Source organism: Enterococcus sp. DIV0660C, assembly GCF_017316125.1.
Taxonomy (GTDB): Bacteria; Bacillota; Bacilli; order Lactobacillales; family Enterococcaceae; genus Enterococcus_B.
In genome coordinates this window covers 57,952-74,400 of record NZ_JAFLWA010000012.1, presented here as the reverse complement: position 1 = coordinate 74,400, position 16,449 = coordinate 57,952, and the positions used below count along the sequence as shown (strand labels likewise).

The 16,449-nt window shown below is 36.6% G+C and carries 13 protein-coding genes and 1 pseudogene; 7 read left to right on the top strand and 7 right to left on the bottom strand.

The window, feature by feature from the left end; genetic code table 11:
- The first annotated feature begins 55 nt into the window (after window positions 1-55).
- The 4 genes from DOK81_RS03225 to DOK81_RS03210 all read left to right on the top strand — a co-directional run bounded on the left by DOK81_RS03225 (window position 56) and on the right by DOK81_RS03210 (window position 5,627).
- On the top strand, window positions 56-904 hold the full coding sequence (locus DOK81_RS03225; RefSeq protein WP_206907971.1) for a DegV family protein: 849 nt from the start codon (window positions 56-58) through the stop codon (window positions 902-904).
- A gap of 146 nt (window positions 905-1,050) precedes the next feature.
- Window positions 1,051-1,530: a DUF6530 family protein gene (locus DOK81_RS03220; RefSeq protein ID WP_206897996.1), complete on the top strand. Its 480-nt coding sequence runs from the start codon at window positions 1,051-1,053 to the stop codon at window positions 1,528-1,530.
- 30 nt (window positions 1,531-1,560) lie between these two features.
- Entirely contained in the window at window positions 1,561-3,798 is a 2,238-nt protein-coding gene (locus DOK81_RS03215; protein WP_206907970.1) for an AAA family ATPase, read from the top strand.
- A 167-nt stretch (window positions 3,799-3,965) separates the two neighbouring features.
- Complete coding sequence (locus DOK81_RS03210) at window positions 3,966-5,627, top strand: alpha-glucosidase (RefSeq protein WP_206907968.1); 1,662 nt, start codon at window positions 3,966-3,968, stop codon at window positions 5,625-5,627.
- Between the two features lie 109 nt (window positions 5,628-5,736).
- Here DOK81_RS03210 and DOK81_RS03205 read toward each other — a convergent pair whose 3' ends face one another.
- The 7 genes from DOK81_RS03205 to DOK81_RS03175 form a co-directional block, all read right to left on the bottom strand.
- A complete protein-coding gene (locus DOK81_RS03205; protein WP_206907967.1) occupies window positions 5,737-6,297 on the bottom strand; it encodes a TIGR01440 family protein in 561 nt (186 codons plus the stop codon).
- Window positions 6,298-6,323: 26 nt separating this feature from the next.
- The gene (locus DOK81_RS03200) at window positions 6,324-6,809 is read right to left on the bottom strand and encodes an ECF transporter S component (protein WP_206907964.1); all 486 of its coding nucleotides are present in this window, start codon (window positions 6,807-6,809) and stop codon (window positions 6,324-6,326) included.
- Window positions 6,810-6,815: 6 nt separating this feature from the next.
- The gene (locus DOK81_RS03195; protein WP_206907962.1) at window positions 6,816-7,613 is read right to left on the bottom strand and encodes a bifunctional hydroxymethylpyrimidine kinase/phosphomethylpyrimidine kinase; all 798 of its coding nucleotides are present in this window, start codon (window positions 7,611-7,613) and stop codon (window positions 6,816-6,818) included.
- Between the two features lie 164 nt (window positions 7,614-7,777).
- Entirely contained in the window at window positions 7,778-9,301 is a 1,524-nt protein-coding gene (locus DOK81_RS03190; RefSeq protein WP_206907961.1) for an AMP-binding protein, read from the bottom strand.
- 191 nt (window positions 9,302-9,492) lie between these two features.
- Complete coding sequence (locus DOK81_RS03185; RefSeq protein WP_206907959.1) at window positions 9,493-10,497, bottom strand: tyrosine-type recombinase/integrase; 1,005 nt, start codon at window positions 10,495-10,497, stop codon at window positions 9,493-9,495.
- 219 nt (window positions 10,498-10,716) lie between these two features.
- Window positions 10,717-12,036 carry a HAMP domain-containing sensor histidine kinase gene (locus DOK81_RS03180; protein ID WP_206907957.1) on the bottom strand — a complete coding sequence of 440 codons (1,320 nt, stop codon included), beginning with the start codon at window positions 12,034-12,036 and terminating at the stop codon, window positions 10,717-10,719.
- Between the two features lie 4 nt (window positions 12,037-12,040).
- Window positions 12,041-12,715, bottom strand: a complete 675-nt coding sequence (locus DOK81_RS03175) for a response regulator transcription factor (protein WP_206907955.1) — start codon at window positions 12,713-12,715, stop codon at window positions 12,041-12,043.
- Between the two features lie 196 nt (window positions 12,716-12,911).
- On the opposite strand from DOK81_RS03175, the gene DOK81_RS03170 reads away from it, so the two are divergent.
- The 3 genes and pseudogenes from DOK81_RS03170 (at window position 12,912) to DOK81_RS03160 (ending at window position 16,364) form a co-directional block, all read left to right on the top strand.
- Window positions 12,912-13,328, top strand: coding sequence for a hypothetical protein (locus DOK81_RS03170; RefSeq protein ID WP_206907953.1), 417 nt, complete (start codon window positions 12,912-12,914; stop codon window positions 13,326-13,328).
- Between the two features lie 455 nt (window positions 13,329-13,783).
- Window positions 13,784-15,967 carry a type IA DNA topoisomerase gene (gene topB / locus DOK81_RS03165; RefSeq protein WP_206907951.1) on the top strand — a complete coding sequence of 728 codons (2,184 nt, stop codon included), beginning with the start codon at window positions 13,784-13,786 and terminating at the stop codon, window positions 15,965-15,967.
- Between the two features lie 87 nt (window positions 15,968-16,054).
- Window positions 16,055-16,364: pseudogene (locus DOK81_RS03160) on the top strand (hypothetical protein).
- Window positions 16,365-16,449: the final 85 nt, after the last annotated feature.

The following is a 16,449-nucleotide window of genomic DNA, read 5'->3' as shown; positions in this document are numbered from 1 at the left end:
AATATGCTATAGTTATAGGGTCTGGAAAAATTCTTTGAAACGAGGAAATAGATAAATGAAACTTGCAGTTGTTACTGATAGTACGGCGTATTTGCCGGAACGTATCAAGAACCATCCCGACTTATATGTAATCCCGATCCCAGTCATTTTAGATGGGAAGATTTATAATGAAGGTATCGATATTGAGGCTGATGAATATTACGGTCTTTTAAAAAACAGTAAGGATTTCCCTACGACATCTCAGCCAGTCGTTGGAGAAGTTTTGGCATTATATGACGAATTAAAGGCGAAAGGGTATGACACGGTAATCAGCATTCACCTTTCTTCTGGTATTTCTGGCTTTGTTAACACGTTGTTTGCAATGAAAGAAGATGTGAAAGGATTAACGGTGATTCCGTACGATTCGAAAATTACAAGCATGCCTATGGGACACATGGTTGAATCTGCCTTAGATTTAAATGATCAGGGAACGTCACTTGAAGAAATTTTATCACATATCGATCATATTCGCGATAATACCTATGCTTATTTGATAGTTGATGATTTGAACAATTTAGTGCGCGGAGGTCGTTTAACAAATGGTGCAGCATTGATTGGTGGGCTATTAAAAATAAAACCGATCTTGACATTTACAGATGGAAAAATCGTTTTGTTTGAAAAAATCCGTTCAAGCAAAAAAGCATTTGCCCGTGCAGAAGATATCATTGGTCAACGAAAAGCTGAAATTACAGGACCAGTTAAGTTATACGTGATTCATGCAAATAACTTAGATGTTGCAATCAGTGAAAAAGAAAAATTACAAAAGAAATACCCAGATGCAGAAATTGAGATTGGTCACTTTGGCCCAGTAATTGGAACGCATCTTGGAGAAAAAGCAGTAGGACTTGCAATTTCGGCGCAATAATTCTTATTTTATTCATTTTTGCCAGCAAACAAATTTGTTTGCTGGCATTTTTTTGTTTATTGGATTATAATCGCTTTGACCGTTAGTAATTTACTACGTTAGTAATTTAGTAAATTACTAACATTAATAATAAAGGAGTGTTTTTGATGGAAATCCCAACAAATTTAAAGCATAAACCTGTTCTTGTCGTCGAAGATTATGATAAAGTTGATGGCCGTAATGCCTTAGATACAGATGCAAAAGGCTTGTCTCTTGGTTTAGCACAATGGAATGATCGCGGAAAAGTCGATATTTCTGGAAAAGTTTGGCGTCATACAGGCGAAAAATGGTCACGTCAATCCGAAGAATTACCAATTACTCGTATTTTAGATTTAGCGATTTTAGCAGCACAAGGAAGCTTGTATTTCCAAGATGCATATCGTTATAAAAAATTCTATGATCCTGAAAATCCCGTAGTCGATATCATTGGCTTGCAAGGAAATCGAATGACTGTCGAAGTCGATACCAAAAATCCTAAGATTGATGAAGACATTATTCTTTACTATGATACTTTACAAAAAGATGGTGAACTAATTGGCGAACGTTTCCGTATCTTAAAACGTTTGTTAGATGATTTAGGTTATTAAAATCACCGACTCGTTAAAGGAGGTTGAACAATGAGTGAGTTCTCGCTTACACAAGATCGAGTATTTTCACGTCTAGAAAAACAGATGATTTGGCAAAAACCAAAAAGTCACCGAACGAGTGCAGAAGAAATCAGAATTGCAACAGAAATCAACGAAAACTGGTTTGATCCTGAGATGAAAATCATGAATATTTTATTGGAAGGTGATGCCGGTTCCGGTAAGACACAATTAGCCAAAGCGTTATCTGCTGATTTGCAATTACCTTACACAAAGGTGACATGTTTTGCAGATATGGATAAATCTGATGTTTTTGGTGCGTTATTACCAGTAGTGGAATCTGTTGATGCAGATAGCCAAGAGCTATTAGAAGCTATTTCTCAAACTGAAAGTTTTGACGCTGTTTTGCGTTTAATCCAATCGCATTATCAATTAGATGTACTTTCTGCACGGGAAAAACTAGCTGAATTTGTGCAACAAATTGAAGCAAAGGCTGAAACAACACCTATTCATTATAAGTATTATCCTTCAGAAATCGTTCGTGCGATGGAAAAAGGTTACTTACTTGAAATCCAAGAACCAACAGTGATCCGGGATGCGTCTGTCCTAGTAGCATTAAACTCAGCTTTGGAATCAAACGGAATGCTGAATCTACCAACAGGTATTGTCCGGCGACATCCAGACTGTATAGTTGTGATTACGACTAACCGAAATTATCAAGGAAACCGACCATTGAATGAATCCTTGCGGGATCGAATGCAACATGCAGAAAAAATGGATCTCCCTAGTCTTGAGGTAATGGTTGAACGTGCTGTTGGGAAGACAGGCATTCAAGAATCGCCCATTTTACTTAAAATGGCAGAAATCATTCGATTGTTAGATGAAACAGCGAAAGCAAATGCAATCAAAGGTGTTGCCGGAATGCGTTCGTACTTTTACTGGGTGAATACGATGAAGCAAGGTCAAGATGTATTACAATCAATCTACCCAAAAGTCTTATATAAATTGACCACTGATCCTGATGAATTAACGATTTTATCCCAAGCTTTAGACGATACAGGATTATTAATTGAACTAAGGGATTTGCTTCGAGCAAAAAAGTGGGGCGAAACGACTGCTGAACCAACAGTTCGTGGGCGAAAAATCAGTGGTTCAGAAGCAAAAGAGCGTCAGATTGAAGCACTTGCCCCAGAAGAGTTGACTTTGGCAGAACGAGAAACACCTGCACTGGAAAAAGTTGAAGAAATGGCTGATATGGAAAGTCCAGAAGAGACAAATGAATCTGATAATCTAGCTAACATTGAAGAAGAACGAAGTAGTGATGTCGAAGGAAAACATCAGACAGAAAAAAGTGTGAAAGATGAGTCTGCAGAAATGTCTGCTGCTGACATGGATGCCCATGACAAGGAAATGAAGAAAGAATTGAACAAAGAAGCACGCCAAATCATGAAAGATACAATGCATGAAAAAGAGGGACTACTTGTTCACCGACCAAAGTACCAAATAAATAGCGATGATGCGCGAGCAATCAGAGCCCAAGTCTTTCCAGTCGTTGATTCGTTGAGTCGACAAGTATTAGAACTTTTAGATAACGAAGAAAGCACAAGTTATCAAAAAGGTAAATACGAAGGGCAACGCTTTAACGCTAGTCGCATCGCATATGGTGATTTGCGTAATTTTGACAAAAAAAATCCACCCCATGAACAACCATCTCTAGCCGTTGCTATCCGATTAGATGAGTCAGGTTCGATGATTCGAGAAGATCGAATAGAAGCAGCAAAAAAGGCCGCAATTGCGATTGCAGAATTTGCTAAACGTGTCAATATTCCACTGATGATCAATGGTGATACAGCAGATGTTTCTGCACGTGAAAAAACATCCATTTTTTCTTATAAAGAATTCACTGATAGTTTTCAATGGTTAGATGACAAATTGGTAACGATGAAACCACGCCAAAACAACCGTGACGGAGCAGTTTTAAGAGTAGTTGCTGATAAACTGAACCAACAAACGGCAACTACCAAATTGTTATTGAATATTAGTGATGGGCAACCAAAAGCACTTCCAGATTATACTGGAAAAAAAGCAAAAGAAGATATCCAAGAAGTAATCAAAGAATATGATCGACAAGGAATTATTTTCATTGCTGCAGCGATTGGTCAAGACAAAGAAGAAATCAAAGAAATTTATGGGGAAAGTCGTTTTCTTGACATTACAGATCTCCAGGAATTTCCTAAGCAGATGATCCAATTGATTACTCGTTATCTATAGGAACATAAATTATCATTAAAACACTCGAAGTAATGAACGTATGTTTGTTACTTCGTTTTTTTTTTTTTTGAAGGAAAAGTACTTAATTCTTTTTTGTTAACGGTAACAAAGACTTATAGGGAGCAATTTCGTTTATAATTGATGAAATGGCAAAGGAGGGTATCCGCATGACAAAAAATGTACAGTGGTGGCAACAAGAAGTGGGCTATCAAATTTATCCCGCGAGTTTCAAAGACAGCAATCAAGACGGGATTGGTGATATTAATGGAATTCGTGAAAAATTAAGTTATTTAAAAGAGTTAGGGATTGGCTTCATTTGGATCAATCCCATTTACTCTTCTCCATTTGTTGACAATGGCTACGACATCAGTAATTATCAAGAAATCTTAGCAAAATTTGGAACAATGGCAGAATTTGATTTGCTATTGGCTGAAGCTCATCAAATGGGCATTCGAGTGATTATGGACTTGGTTATCAACCATACATCTGACCAACATAAATGGTTTATTGAATCAAAAAAATCAGTAGACAATCCTTTTCGTGATTATTATTTATGGGCAGATAGTACCGCAGAGTCAGCGCCGAATGAATGGCAGTCTATTTTTGGTGGTTCTGCTTGGACACGTGATGAGGAAACTGAGCAATCTTATTTACATGTTTTTGCCAAGGAACAACCTGATTTGAATTGGGAAAATCCAAAAGTGAGAGAAGAGCTATTTACCATGATTCGTTGGTGGTTAGACAAAGGGATTGATGGTTTTCGATTAGATGCTATTTCACATATCAAAAAAGAAGACTATGCTATTCCCGCAACAGCTAATCCATTTTCACCTTTTCAAAATGTAGCAGGAATCGGGGAATATTTGACTGAACTAAAAACGATTTTTGATGAATATGACATCATGACTGTCGGTGAGGCAAGTGGCGTATCTGCTGCGGAAGGCCCACAATGGGTTGGCAAATCTGGGTATTTTGATATGATTTTTGAATTTGATCATATTTCTTTATGGAACCACGAAGAACAAGGTGTACTAGATGTCGTTAAACTGAAGCAAGCACTTACTGAGTGGCAGAATTCTTTAGCAGGAAAAGGGTGGAATGCACTCTATATGGAAAACCACGACGTACCTCGAAGCGTTTCTGCTTTTGGTGATGACCAGAATTATTGGTTGGAGTCTGCAAAAGGGCTAGGAATGATGTACTTTTTCTTACAAGGGACACCTTTTATCTATCAAGGACAAGAAATTGGGATGACCAATATGGCTTTTGCGTCAATTGAACAAGTAGATGCACTTGATTCAAGAAAACTTTATCAACGATTGCTTCAAGAAGGTTGCACGTCGGAAGAATCATTGGCAATCATTCGTAGCACAACAAGAGATAATAGTCGGACACCAATGCAATGGACGGATGAAAAATTTGCTGGTTTCTCTTCACAGGAGCCTTGGCTAGTTGTTAATCCAAATAAAGATGTGATCAATGTCGAAGCACAAACAAAAGAACCAAATTCACTCTTATCGTTTTATAAACAAATGATTCAACTACGAAAACAGCATACTGCATTGGTTACGGGCCGTTTCAAAGAGTATTTACCTGAACACAAACAATTATTTATTTACGAGCGTGTGGAAGCCAGTGAACAATTTTTAATTATGGTAAACTTGACAGCGAAAAATGCAGTTTTTGATCTAACAACTGAAAAATTAACAGAAGATTGGTCAGTCATATTAACCAATCAGTTGGATGAACATATGGATGAACATCGATTTGATCTTATGGGCGAATTTGGACCTTATGAAGCTAGAATGTATCAACGAAATTCCCTCTAGTAATCCAACTAATGATCAAAAAAAAGAGGTATGACAATATTTTGTCATACCTCTTTTTTTGATTATAAATCATTTTAACTAAAAGTGGGAATAAACAAGATTCCTTTACTTAGCGTTCATTTGTATTATATTGTGCACGTGGACCACCAATATATTTAGGACGAGAACGTAAAGCAGTAACGTGTGCACCACCTAAGGTATTCGAACGAGGGCGGACAGGAACTTGAACATGTTTGACGTGCATCCCAATAGAGGTATCACCAATATCGATTCCTGCTTGTGCAATAATATGTTCGACTTCAACTGGATCAGTAAATTGCTCGAAGGCAGCAACGGAGCAAGCACCACCAGCGTGTAAAGCTGGAACAACGGTCACAATTTCAAAATCTTTCTTTTCGGCTACGCTACGTTCCACGACTAGTGCTCGATTTAAGTGTTCGCAACCTTGGACAGCTAGTGAGATTTCTTTAGAATCAAGGATTTCTTTTAGTGTTTGGACAATCCATTGACCAACTTCAGCACTAGAGTTTTTTCCAATGTGCCCACCAACAACTTCGCTAGTGCTACATCCTAATACAAATAAATCCCCAGCTTTGAGGTTTGCTTCATTCAAGATATCAGTAACCATTTCGGTTAATTGTTTTGCCAACATTTCTTTTGTTAATTCCATTTTCATTTATCCTTCTTTCGCTATGATTAACGTTGTTTTCGTAATTGAAATCGTTTCAAGGCAGAGACCAATGGGTAAGTCAGTGCAATTCCAAATAAGTTCTGGATCATATTTCCTGGAATTGACGCGACTCCTGCTGGCCAGCCATACAAGAACCAACCCGCTAGCAAGTAACCAATGATCATGATCATACTACCAGTGAATAGGCCAAGAAACCAGCGAAACGTTGTTTGTCGACCAACCAAGCCCACAATCAATCCTTGTAACCCATGAATGAGCAGGGAAAAGATCGCCCATTGTGGGTAGCCCGAAATCAAATCGATCAATAATCCGCTGGAACCACCAACAACTAAGCCACCAATTGGTCCAAATAACGATGCTGCTGTATAAATACCAACTTCACATAGAGTAATAAATCCATTCGTTGCTGGAACGGGAATGAGAATCGTCAGAGAAAGCACAACAGTTAGCGCAATCAGCATAGCATAGGTTGTTATTTGCCTGATGTTCATTTATCGTTATTCCTCCTCTCGTTTTCCTCCGGACCAAACACTACCGGAACCATCGTTCATTAAAACGCCATGGGCAATGCAGTGATAGACATAGTCTTTACTAGTTGCAATTGCTGTAGGTAAAGCGTCACCTCGGCACAAATTTGCTAAAATAGCAGAAGAAAACGTACAACCTGCACCATTAACAGTTGGTTTTGTTAATTTTTTACGAGTGAATAATTGCTCATTTTCGCCATCAAAAAATAAATCGATCGCAAAGTCACCTTGAATACCTTGCCCGCCTTTAATCACGATTTGTTTTGCTCCAAGAGCGTGGATGACTTTAGCCGCGCGGCGAAGGTCATCCAATGATCGTAACTCATCTTGGTTTGCCAACAAAGCCGCTTCCTTTAAATTAGGTGTAACAATAGTTGCTAAAGGAAAGAGTTCAGCAATCATTTTATCCATATAACGTTTATTTTCAGTCGTTTTAGTTTCTTTAAACGCAAGGACAGGATCTAGGACAACTGGAAGTTCTGAATTTTGTATCAAAAAATCATGGACAATCGTGATAGCTTCTTCTGAGTGAAGTAAGCCAATCTTAATTCCATCAAGTGTTGTCATTTTTGTTAATGAAGCTAATTGTTGTTTTAGTAGTCTCGGCGATAAATTTTCTAATTGGAATGTACCTTGTTCGTCCAAAAAACCTACACAGGTTAGGGCACTTAAACCAAAAAGTTGATAATTTTCAAAAGTTTTTAAATCGGATTGAATTCCGCCGCCTGCGAAAGGGTCAGATCCGCCAATTGTTAATACTCTTTTCATCTTATTTCCTCCATAAAAGCAAGTATAGCGAAAGTAAAATAAAATGAAAACAGCCAATTGGCAGATTCGGAACTCAGCCAATTTTGAAAAACGTAGGGAAATAAAAATACTTTCGACAACGAAAAAGCATCGTTATCAAAAGTATTTGTTTGTTTAAAATTATTTTATTGGTTTTTTAATTCTTGTTCGATTTGAAGGCGTTGGACTTTCATTGTTGCAGTTCGTGGAATGTCTTCGAAGGCACGAATAATCGGTGTATTCAAACGTGGCAGTTCGTGAACTTGTGTCCAATAAGCGTCCCAATCCATTTCTTTTCCAGGGGCTAAAGCAATGATTGGTTGTGGCGAATCATTTTTGTCACGTACGATTACGACTTCAGCTAGGAACTCAAGCGAATCAAGTAAATAATCTTCGATTGCTAAGGTACTATTGATTGTTTCAATCAAGTCGACTTGACGATCTTTCAAGAAAAGATGTCCGTCTTCATTCATCACACCGTAATCACCACTGTCCCACCAGTCGCCATAAACATTTTCTTGGAAGCGTGCATCTTCTTTATAGTAAGTCAATGCACGACCTTTTGATAAGAATTGAATGTGGCCATCTGTGCCAGTAGGTAAGAGGTTCCCTTGATCATCCGTGATTCGAGCTTTGGTCAAGTCACCAAGCCCAACACCCATATCACGTGCATCATTTGTCTTTAAGGATTCCAAAGTATGTGCTTTGAGAATCATTGGACCACATTCACTTTGTCCGTAAACTTGTAAAAAGATGGCATCTTTTGTCTTTGAGGTGTCAAGGAAAGTTGCCATTGTCTGGTTATTGATTGCATCGAAAGTTGAGTGATAGTAACGAATACCAGCAAACGCTTCTGGTACTTCTTTTGCAACGAAACTCCATTGAACGAAGTTATTTGGATGCGTTTCTAGTGCAATCGGTGGATTTTGAGTTAGCATTTTCACTACATGTTCTCCTTGTGCGTTAGCCAATGGCATCATTGGGAATCCCATAGCCATTAAGGAAGAAATTCCGATATTGAAGCGAGAGTGGACGGGAGAAATATGAAAAGCCACTAATTCCTTTGCTGCAATCTTTGTAAAAATCATTTTTTGCCATTTTGTTCGCCACCCCATAGAGTTTGCTGAATGACAAATTAATTTTGGAATACCAGTTGTTCCAGAAGTATGTGTCATATAGGCAATTTGATCTTTTGGTAATTCTTGTTGAGAAACTGGTGTTGCTGATTGGTTCAATAACTCTTTTACTGATAATTGTTTTTCTTTTGAACCATTTGAGATTCCCGCTACGCGTTCCGCAGTAACTTCGTCAAACAAGATAAAAGGATCTTCTAGGCGTTCCACAAACACTTCCATTGTTGCTGTCGGCAAATGATAAGAAGTCATCACAGGTACAGCACCAAGATAAGAAGCAGCAACTGCCATTAGATAAGTGTCGAATGCTGAACTTTTATACAGCATGATTTTGTCGCCTAGTCCAACACCCATTGCTGCCAACTGATAGGCGCGCGTTAAGATTGTTTCATAGCTTTCTTTGTAAGTGCTTTTAAATCCAAGCTCAGGAAAAGCAGCTAATGGTTCATCGATGATGATTGAAACATCTGGTGTTTTTTTTGCTGCCTCTTGGTAATTAGTAAATAAATTAAGTGGGGAATACTCGATTGTTTCCATAGGTCACACTCCATCATTTTTTTGTTAAAAGGGGAACAAATTCCGCTATAATCGTAGCACAAACGTTTTGAAAATAACAGATTATTTTGTGAAAAAGAGCGCAAAATATTTCTTTCTATAAAAGATGATCAAAGTGACAGAAAAGCTTTACTATTTTTTTCTTTCCCAGAAAACAATTTTAAAAACGTATATTAGTCAAATTGATGATAGGAAAATCCTAACATATTTTGGTAGACTTCGTGAAAGTCATGTGGATTAAGGTAGCGATTGCCACATAAATAGTTTACTGTGTCAAGATCATCTAAATACTGTTCAGTATAATAACGAAAAGTTTTTCGACACAATTCTGGTGAAAGATTCTGGTAAACGGTTACTTTACTTAAAATTTGTCGAATCGTCCGGGGAGAGATTTGTTGGTCATGTGACGATTGAAATACAAAATCTTCCGCAGTTAATTCATGTAGGGTGAGATATGCTTTTAGAAAGCTGAATGCTTCATTAGGAAGTGGCACTTGATTCAAGCGATTTTCTTTTCGATGAAGTTGAATCAACTGTTTTTCTAGTAGGAGATCTTTTCTCTTCAATTCCACAATTTCATGGATTTTGAGCCCACAATAAAGCAATAGTGCAAGGATTGCAAGATTGCGTGGTCGGTTTTTCTTCTCAAAGCTAGCTTCTCGACTTGTATCAAATCCTGCAGATGGAATGAATAGTGTTTCAAAATCAAGTAACAACTCTGCTGGAACATAGCGTGGTGCAGGTATAGTAGTTTCCGGAGTACTGGTTCCTAATAATGAAATTTCTTTTTTTAACTGCCCATTTTGAAATAAAAACTTCAAAAAATGATTAAGTGCGTATTGCTTTCTTGAAACACCGTGATAATTATTCCTGAATGTCTGCTCGATAGGCTGCTCAGCTGCCGTCTGGAAAGAGCGTGTATGACGATAAATACTAGCTAAAAAGTTCAGGTAATCTCGTTTTTCTAATTGCAAGATAAATTCATCATTCATTTCCTGATCTGGATAAGATTTTTGGAGGAAGTCCGTAAATAAATGGAAATCTTTTGCATATTCGTAACGACTACTTAAAGACAAATGTCCTCGATTTTCAAGTAAGAATTGCTCGAAAATAGGTGGTAATAATTGTAATCGTTGTTTCAACTTTTCTTGTACCTGTTTTCTAGTTTTACTATCCATAATTGTACTCCTTTCAGCTCTAGATAAAATGATCATGGATTCAAGTGTCACTAATGAGACTGATAAATCAAGGATCATAACTGATTCTTTCTCTTATCCTAAAACAAAAATCAAAAATAAGAAAGCGTTAGTGGAGGGAGAGTGATTCTGACAAAAATACCTAAATAAAAATCCCGATAGAATCAATCGATTGATTCTGTCGGGATTTTTTATTTTAGATTATTTTAGAGGTAATTCAACAGTAAAAATGACACCTTGTGGTTCATAATCCTTAACAGAAATCTTTCCTTTATGTTGGTCAATGATTTGTTTGGCGATTGCCAAACCCAACCCATAGCCACCAGTTTCTTTTGAGCGAGAACGATCTTCACGATAAAAACGTTCAAAGATTCTTGCTTTTTCATCAGAGGAAATACTTGGTCCAGTATTCGTAACGTCAATTTGCCATTCTTTGCTGGTTATTTGTGATTCAATCAAAATAGAGTCACCTGAACTGGTATATTTTAACGCATTATCAAGCAGGATAACTAGTACTTGATGGATTTTCTTTTCATCCATGATGACAGTAGCTGTGGACTCATTCGCAATCTGGAAATGTTTGCCATCCATTTCAGCCATTTCTTGAAATGGCTTGACTAATTGGGCGATGAACGGCTGGATATTTACAGCTGTTTTTGATAAAAGTCTTTGATTCGAATCATTTCGCGCAATCGTTAATAAATCGGTTGTCAGTCCGGTAAGTCGCCGTGTTTCTGCCAAAGCTTGAGCAATGCTTTCTGACTCTTCGATAACAGTGTGATTTGGTTTTGTAAATAAATGTTCTAAACTATTCTGGATAATAGACAAGGGTGTGCGAAACTCATGCGACGCATTCTCAACAAACTCTTTTTGCTGTTTCCACGAAGCTAGAATAGGGCGCATACTTAAGTTAGAGAGATAATAACTAATGCCAATTGAAATCAGCCAGAAGACAATCATACAAATAATCATAACAGTTTGAAAGGTAGCTAGAGAATCTTTAATCTGATTGGTATTTGCTAATACTTGAATATAAGCAATTTCGTTTTGATTTGCTTCAGCCTTGCGTGTAATAGAGCGAAATGCCAAAGAATGATCTTTTTCTGATTCAGATAAGTCGATACTTTGAATAACATCAAGGTTTTTTGTATCTAACTTCAAGCCTTGAATTTGATTTAAACGACCACCAATAGCGGCTTTATTCAAAATTTCACCAGAAGCAGACCATAGAATCACTTGGGTATTGAAACGATTGTTATCTGGTTCGTTTAAGGGCTGTCCGCCGGGGAAATTTTCCAAAAAGGGATTTCCTTGTTCGTAACGAGAAACTTCTAATTGAACGGCACGAGACGTTGTATCGATTTGTTTTAGACTTAGATCAGTTTCTCTATAGGCAGATTGGTTAAGTAACTGAAGCGTGATGAAACCTAATAAAATAAAAATACTAGCAAAAGCTGTAACGTTAGTTAAAAAGAAACGAATTTTTTGCTTGTTAGGAAATCTGTCTTTTATTTTTTTCATTTTGTTACACTTCCTGTAAAATATAGCCAACGTTTCGGAGTGTCTTGATATCTTTTGCAAGAGTCGTTTCACGCAAATGTTTTCGCAGATTACTCATATAAACTTCAACGACAGTTAGCGTCGTATCGGAATCAAATCCCCAAATTCGATCAAAAATCTGTTCTTTTGTTAAAATAATTCCCTTGTTTTGTAAAAAGTAAGTTAAGAGTTCAAATTCTTTTCCTTGAATGGATAAAATTTTGCCTTCAAAAGTGACCTCGTTACGATTTAAATCACAAATGACACCTTTGTACTCTAATGAATGTTCATTGAAAAGCCCCAACGAACGCTTTAACAATGCTTTGACACGCATAATCAACTCTTCGCGATAGAAAGGCTTAGTTAAGTAGTCATCGGCGCCTTTTTCAAATCCTTCGACTTTATCCTCTAAGCCATCTTTTGCGGTTAAAATTAAGACAGGTGTATGAATATTTGCTTTTCTTGCTTGTGCTAAAACTTCGTATCCATTCATCTCAGGCATCATCAGATCAAGAATAACTAAATCATAAATACCACTTTCCAATTCAAAGAGACCTTCACTACCATCGTAAACTTGGACGACTTCTCCAAGATCGTTAATAATTTCTTTGATGTTGTCAGACAAAACTTTTTCATCCTCAACAATGAGTAACTTTATCATTGATTCACCTCATTTTTCATTCTGATTAATTTTAACACAGTTATCCTAAAATTAGCTTAAAGCAATTTTGTGGAGCTGATCAGGAGAGAATTGTTGCAATTATTAATAATAAGTAAAAACAGATCTTTCTTAGTGAAAATAAATGTAATTTTTCTGAAAATGGATTTATAGTGTTGAAAAAGAGAGGAGATAGCCTATGTCAAATAAAAAAACAATCTTTTTGGTGACCCATAAGCAATCACCTGGAAAGTATATTGCCAAGCAACTTTATCGGAACATTCAGACAAGTAGTTTGAAGAACAAGCTGAAGTTTGTTTATGTAGAACTAGCGAAAAATCAAGACATGATTCATGCAGTTCAAGGAGACATCGTTTTAGTCGATTATTTCTTGAATCGAGACATACCTAAGCTTGCTTCTAATTTGTCACCTGATGTGTGTATTGATTTATTGAATATTGGAAGCACTAGTACTCATTCACCAATCATGCTCGAACGGCAACTGGCGCCTTTGTTACAATTAAATCCGTTGGAAATTCTCGTGCATAATAATCAAGATTTCTCTTTGTATGAATACGTATTACCAGCTGCAGACATTGGGCTAAATCGTTTATAGAAAAAACAAAGGGGAGGGGGGATATGGAAACCATTAGTAGTTATCGATTTACATGGTGTATGTTACGATCAAACTGAAACCTTTAGAGTAGGATTGCTAACAAAAACCAACGTTACTAGACTGTGGTATACAAACAGAATATTGTATCGATACAGCAATCAAAGTTACATATCATCAAGCGATCAAGTAAAGTTGCTACCTTCTTTAACAACGATTTACGATAATCCATTTATGTGTGAGTAAGAGATAATTGCTTTTTGATGAAAAAGTTGGAATCAAAGACTGGTTGAGTTTATGTCCTAAATGTATAGATTTTCTTTTTTATTCAATTACAAACATACTTTCGCCTTGCCTTATCAGACTCTTGATAAGATAAGGTTTTTTTTGTTGTCAGATTCAAAAATTTGTTCCATAATAGGTAAGTCGCAATTAGCTTGAATAACGGAGGAGAAGTCATGAAAACAGTTATTTTAGCAGAAAAGCCATCCCAAGCAAAAGCGTATGCTGAAGCCTTTCAACAACGAAAAAAACAGGATGGTTATTATGAAATCAAAGATCCGTTATTTACAGGTGAAGTAACGATTACTTATGGATTTGGTCATTTAGTTGATATGGTTCCACCGGGTGCATATGAGCAACGTTGGGCGAGATGGTCATTAGAAAATTTACCGATTTTTCCTGAGACTTTCCAGTATGAAGTTCCTATGGATAAAAGAGTGCAGTTTGCAATTGTCAAAAAGGAATTACAATCTGCAGATACTATTATTGTCGCTACTGATGGAGATCGGGAGGGAGAAGCAATCGCCTGGTCAATCATTCGCCAAGCAAAAGCATTTTCTAAAGAAAAAAAATATCTTCGCCTATGGATTAATTCATTAGAAAAAGAAGCAATCTATGATGGCTTTAAAAATTTAAGACCAGGTGAATACTATTTTCCAAAGTATAAAGAAGCAAAAGCAAGGCAAAATGCCGACTGGTTAATTGGGATGAATGGTAGTCCTTTATACAGTCTATTGCTTCAAAAGAAAGGAATCGATGGTAGCTTTTCATTAGGAAGAGTACAGACGCCTACGTTATATATGATTTTTAAATTACAAGAAGAAATCAATCATTTCAAAAGGGAACCATATTTCGAAGGTGAAGGAGAGATTCGGCATCAAAATGGACAATTCATCGGAAAAATGGAACCAAAAAAATCTTTCAAGACACCAGAAGCCTTGACAGCAGAATTACAAAAATTAGGTGCGCATTTAGGTGTTCAAGAGGGACAAATCAACCAAGTAATAAAAAAAGAAAAGCAACTTCGTAGTCCACGTTTATTTTCGCTATCTAGTTTGCAATCAAAAATGAATCAGATGATGAAAGCTAGCGCAAAAGCAACGCTAGAAGCGGTTCAAGGGCTATATGAAAGTAAGTTTTTAAGCTACCCCAGAACGGATTCGCCATATATCACTGATAATGAGCATCACTACCTAGTGCAACAATTGGAAAAATATAAAGGATTTCTTGGTGTTGAAACAATTGACACACCTGAACTATTTCCAAAGAAACGTTACGTTGATGCTAGTAAAGTGCAGGAACATCATGCTATTATTCCGACTAAAACAATTCCAACGAAAGAGCGTTTTAGTAAACTTTCGCGTCTTCAACAAGCAGTCTATTTGCAGGTCTTACAAACAACGATTGCCATGTTTGCCAGTAACTATATTTATGAAGAAACAACTGTTTTGACAGCTGTAAATGAATTGAAGTTAAAAAGTATTGGTAAAGTCCCTATCCAACAAGGTTGGCAAGCGATTTTAAACACTGGAAAGAAAAAGAAAAAAGATCTGCAAAAATTGCCAGTGCTTCAAGAAGGCGATCTTGTTGAAGTAGAGCTGAAGTGTCTCGAAAAAGAAACGCAACCACCCAAACCATACAATGAAGGAACGCTGATTACAGCTATGAAAACAGCGGGGAAAACGTTGGACGATAACGAAGCACAAGAAATATTGAAAGAAGTAGAAGGAATTGGAACTGAGGCAACACGTGCAAATATTATCGAAAATTTAAAACAACGACATTATATTGAAGTGAAGAAAAATGAACTATTTGTTACTTCAAAAGGTGTAACTTTATGTAAAGCTGTCGCAAGTGAACCTCTTTTGACTAGCGCCGAGATGACCGCACGCTGGGAAGGGTATTTACGAAAAATTGGAGAGAATCAAGGAACGCCAGAAGTATTTTTGGAAAATATCAAAAAATTCATTTTACATTTGCTAGAATCTGTTCCTCAACAAATTCAGCAAGTTGATTTATCAAAGGAAATTACTGGTACACGTCAAATCAAGGCGATGGAGAAGAAAAATGATCAATTAGGTCGTTGTCCAAAGTGTCAAAATGGACTTGTGATGTTGTACCCTAAGGTAGCAAGTTGTCTCAATCCAGAATGTGACTTCAAATTATGGCCAATAGTCGCTAAAAAGAAACTAACTAAGACGAATCTTCGTGAACTTTTGTCGAAAAGAAAGACTAGTAAAGTAATTAAAGGATTTACTGGTAAAAAAGGTAAGTTTGATGCAGTTCTGGTGCTGAAGGAGGACTTAACAATCGGATTCGAATTTCCATGGATGAACAAAGTAAGGACAGAAGAAGAATAACGATCAAAATAAATTTATTTATTCCGAAAAGTGAAAAAATCGAAAAACAAAATATTTATAAACCAATAAAGATAAGAGGTACCATTTTTGCGGAAAATTCATTCATTACTAAACTATCTAATGAGTGTAACTGTCACTCCAGAAAAGCAAACAGCTTATTCACCAACTCTGGTTTTATCGACAGTCACAGCGTTAGCAAAAAGTATCTTATATTTTTTCCATAAAACAACAAGTATGTTGAAACATAAAAAGCAAAAAACAGCTATTTTTAGTACTTGGAGCTGCAGGCGTAATTTATTTCTTACCTGTAATCACGCAGCTTTTTCATCAATTGGTAGCTACTTTTAAAAAAAGATTTAATTTTATTAGACATTTCAGAGGAATCATTGATCTATGATTCCTCTGAAATGATTGTTTATTGCTCAAAAAAATTGATAAAGGTTCAAATTTAGATATTATTTATATGTTAAATGTGTTTTACA

What these genes read in the sequence shown, in the direction of transcription:
- DOK81_RS03225 (WP_206907971.1), top strand. Translation starts at nt 56, where the DNA reads ATGAAACTTGCAGTTGTTACTGATAGTACGGCGTATTTGCCGGAACGT.
- DOK81_RS03220 (WP_206897996.1), top strand. Translation starts at nt 1,051, where the DNA reads ATGGAAATCCCAACAAATTTAAAGCATAAACCTGTTCTTGTCGTCGAA.
- DOK81_RS03215 (WP_206907970.1), top strand. Translation starts at nt 1,561, where the DNA reads ATGAGTGAGTTCTCGCTTACACAAGATCGAGTATTTTCACGTCTAGAA.
- DOK81_RS03210 (WP_206907968.1), top strand. Translation starts at nt 3,966, where the DNA reads ATGACAAAAAATGTACAGTGGTGGCAACAAGAAGTGGGCTATCAAATT.
- DOK81_RS03205 (WP_206907967.1), bottom strand. Translation starts at nt 6,297, where the DNA reads ATGGAATTAACAAAAGAAATGTTGGCAAAACAATTAACCGAAATGGTT.
- DOK81_RS03200 (WP_206907964.1), bottom strand. Translation starts at nt 6,809, where the DNA reads ATGAACATCAGGCAAATAACAACCTATGCTATGCTGATTGCGCTAACT.
- DOK81_RS03195 (WP_206907962.1), bottom strand. Translation starts at nt 7,613, where the DNA reads ATGAAAAGAGTATTAACAATTGGCGGATCTGACCCTTTCGCAGGCGGC.
- DOK81_RS03190 (WP_206907961.1), bottom strand. Translation starts at nt 9,301, where the DNA reads ATGGAAACAATCGAGTATTCCCCACTTAATTTATTTACTAATTACCAA.
- DOK81_RS03185 (WP_206907959.1), bottom strand. Translation starts at nt 10,497, where the DNA reads ATGGATAGTAAAACTAGAAAACAGGTACAAGAAAAGTTGAAACAACGA.
- DOK81_RS03180 (WP_206907957.1), bottom strand. Translation starts at nt 12,036, where the DNA reads ATGAAAAAAATAAAAGACAGATTTCCTAACAAGCAAAAAATTCGTTTC.
- DOK81_RS03175 (WP_206907955.1), bottom strand. Translation starts at nt 12,715, where the DNA reads ATGATAAAGTTACTCATTGTTGAGGATGAAAAAGTTTTGTCTGACAAC.
- DOK81_RS03170 (WP_206907953.1), top strand. Translation starts at nt 12,912, where the DNA reads ATGTCAAATAAAAAAACAATCTTTTTGGTGACCCATAAGCAATCACCT.
- topB (WP_206907951.1), top strand. Translation starts at nt 13,784, where the DNA reads ATGAAAACAGTTATTTTAGCAGAAAAGCCATCCCAAGCAAAAGCGTAT.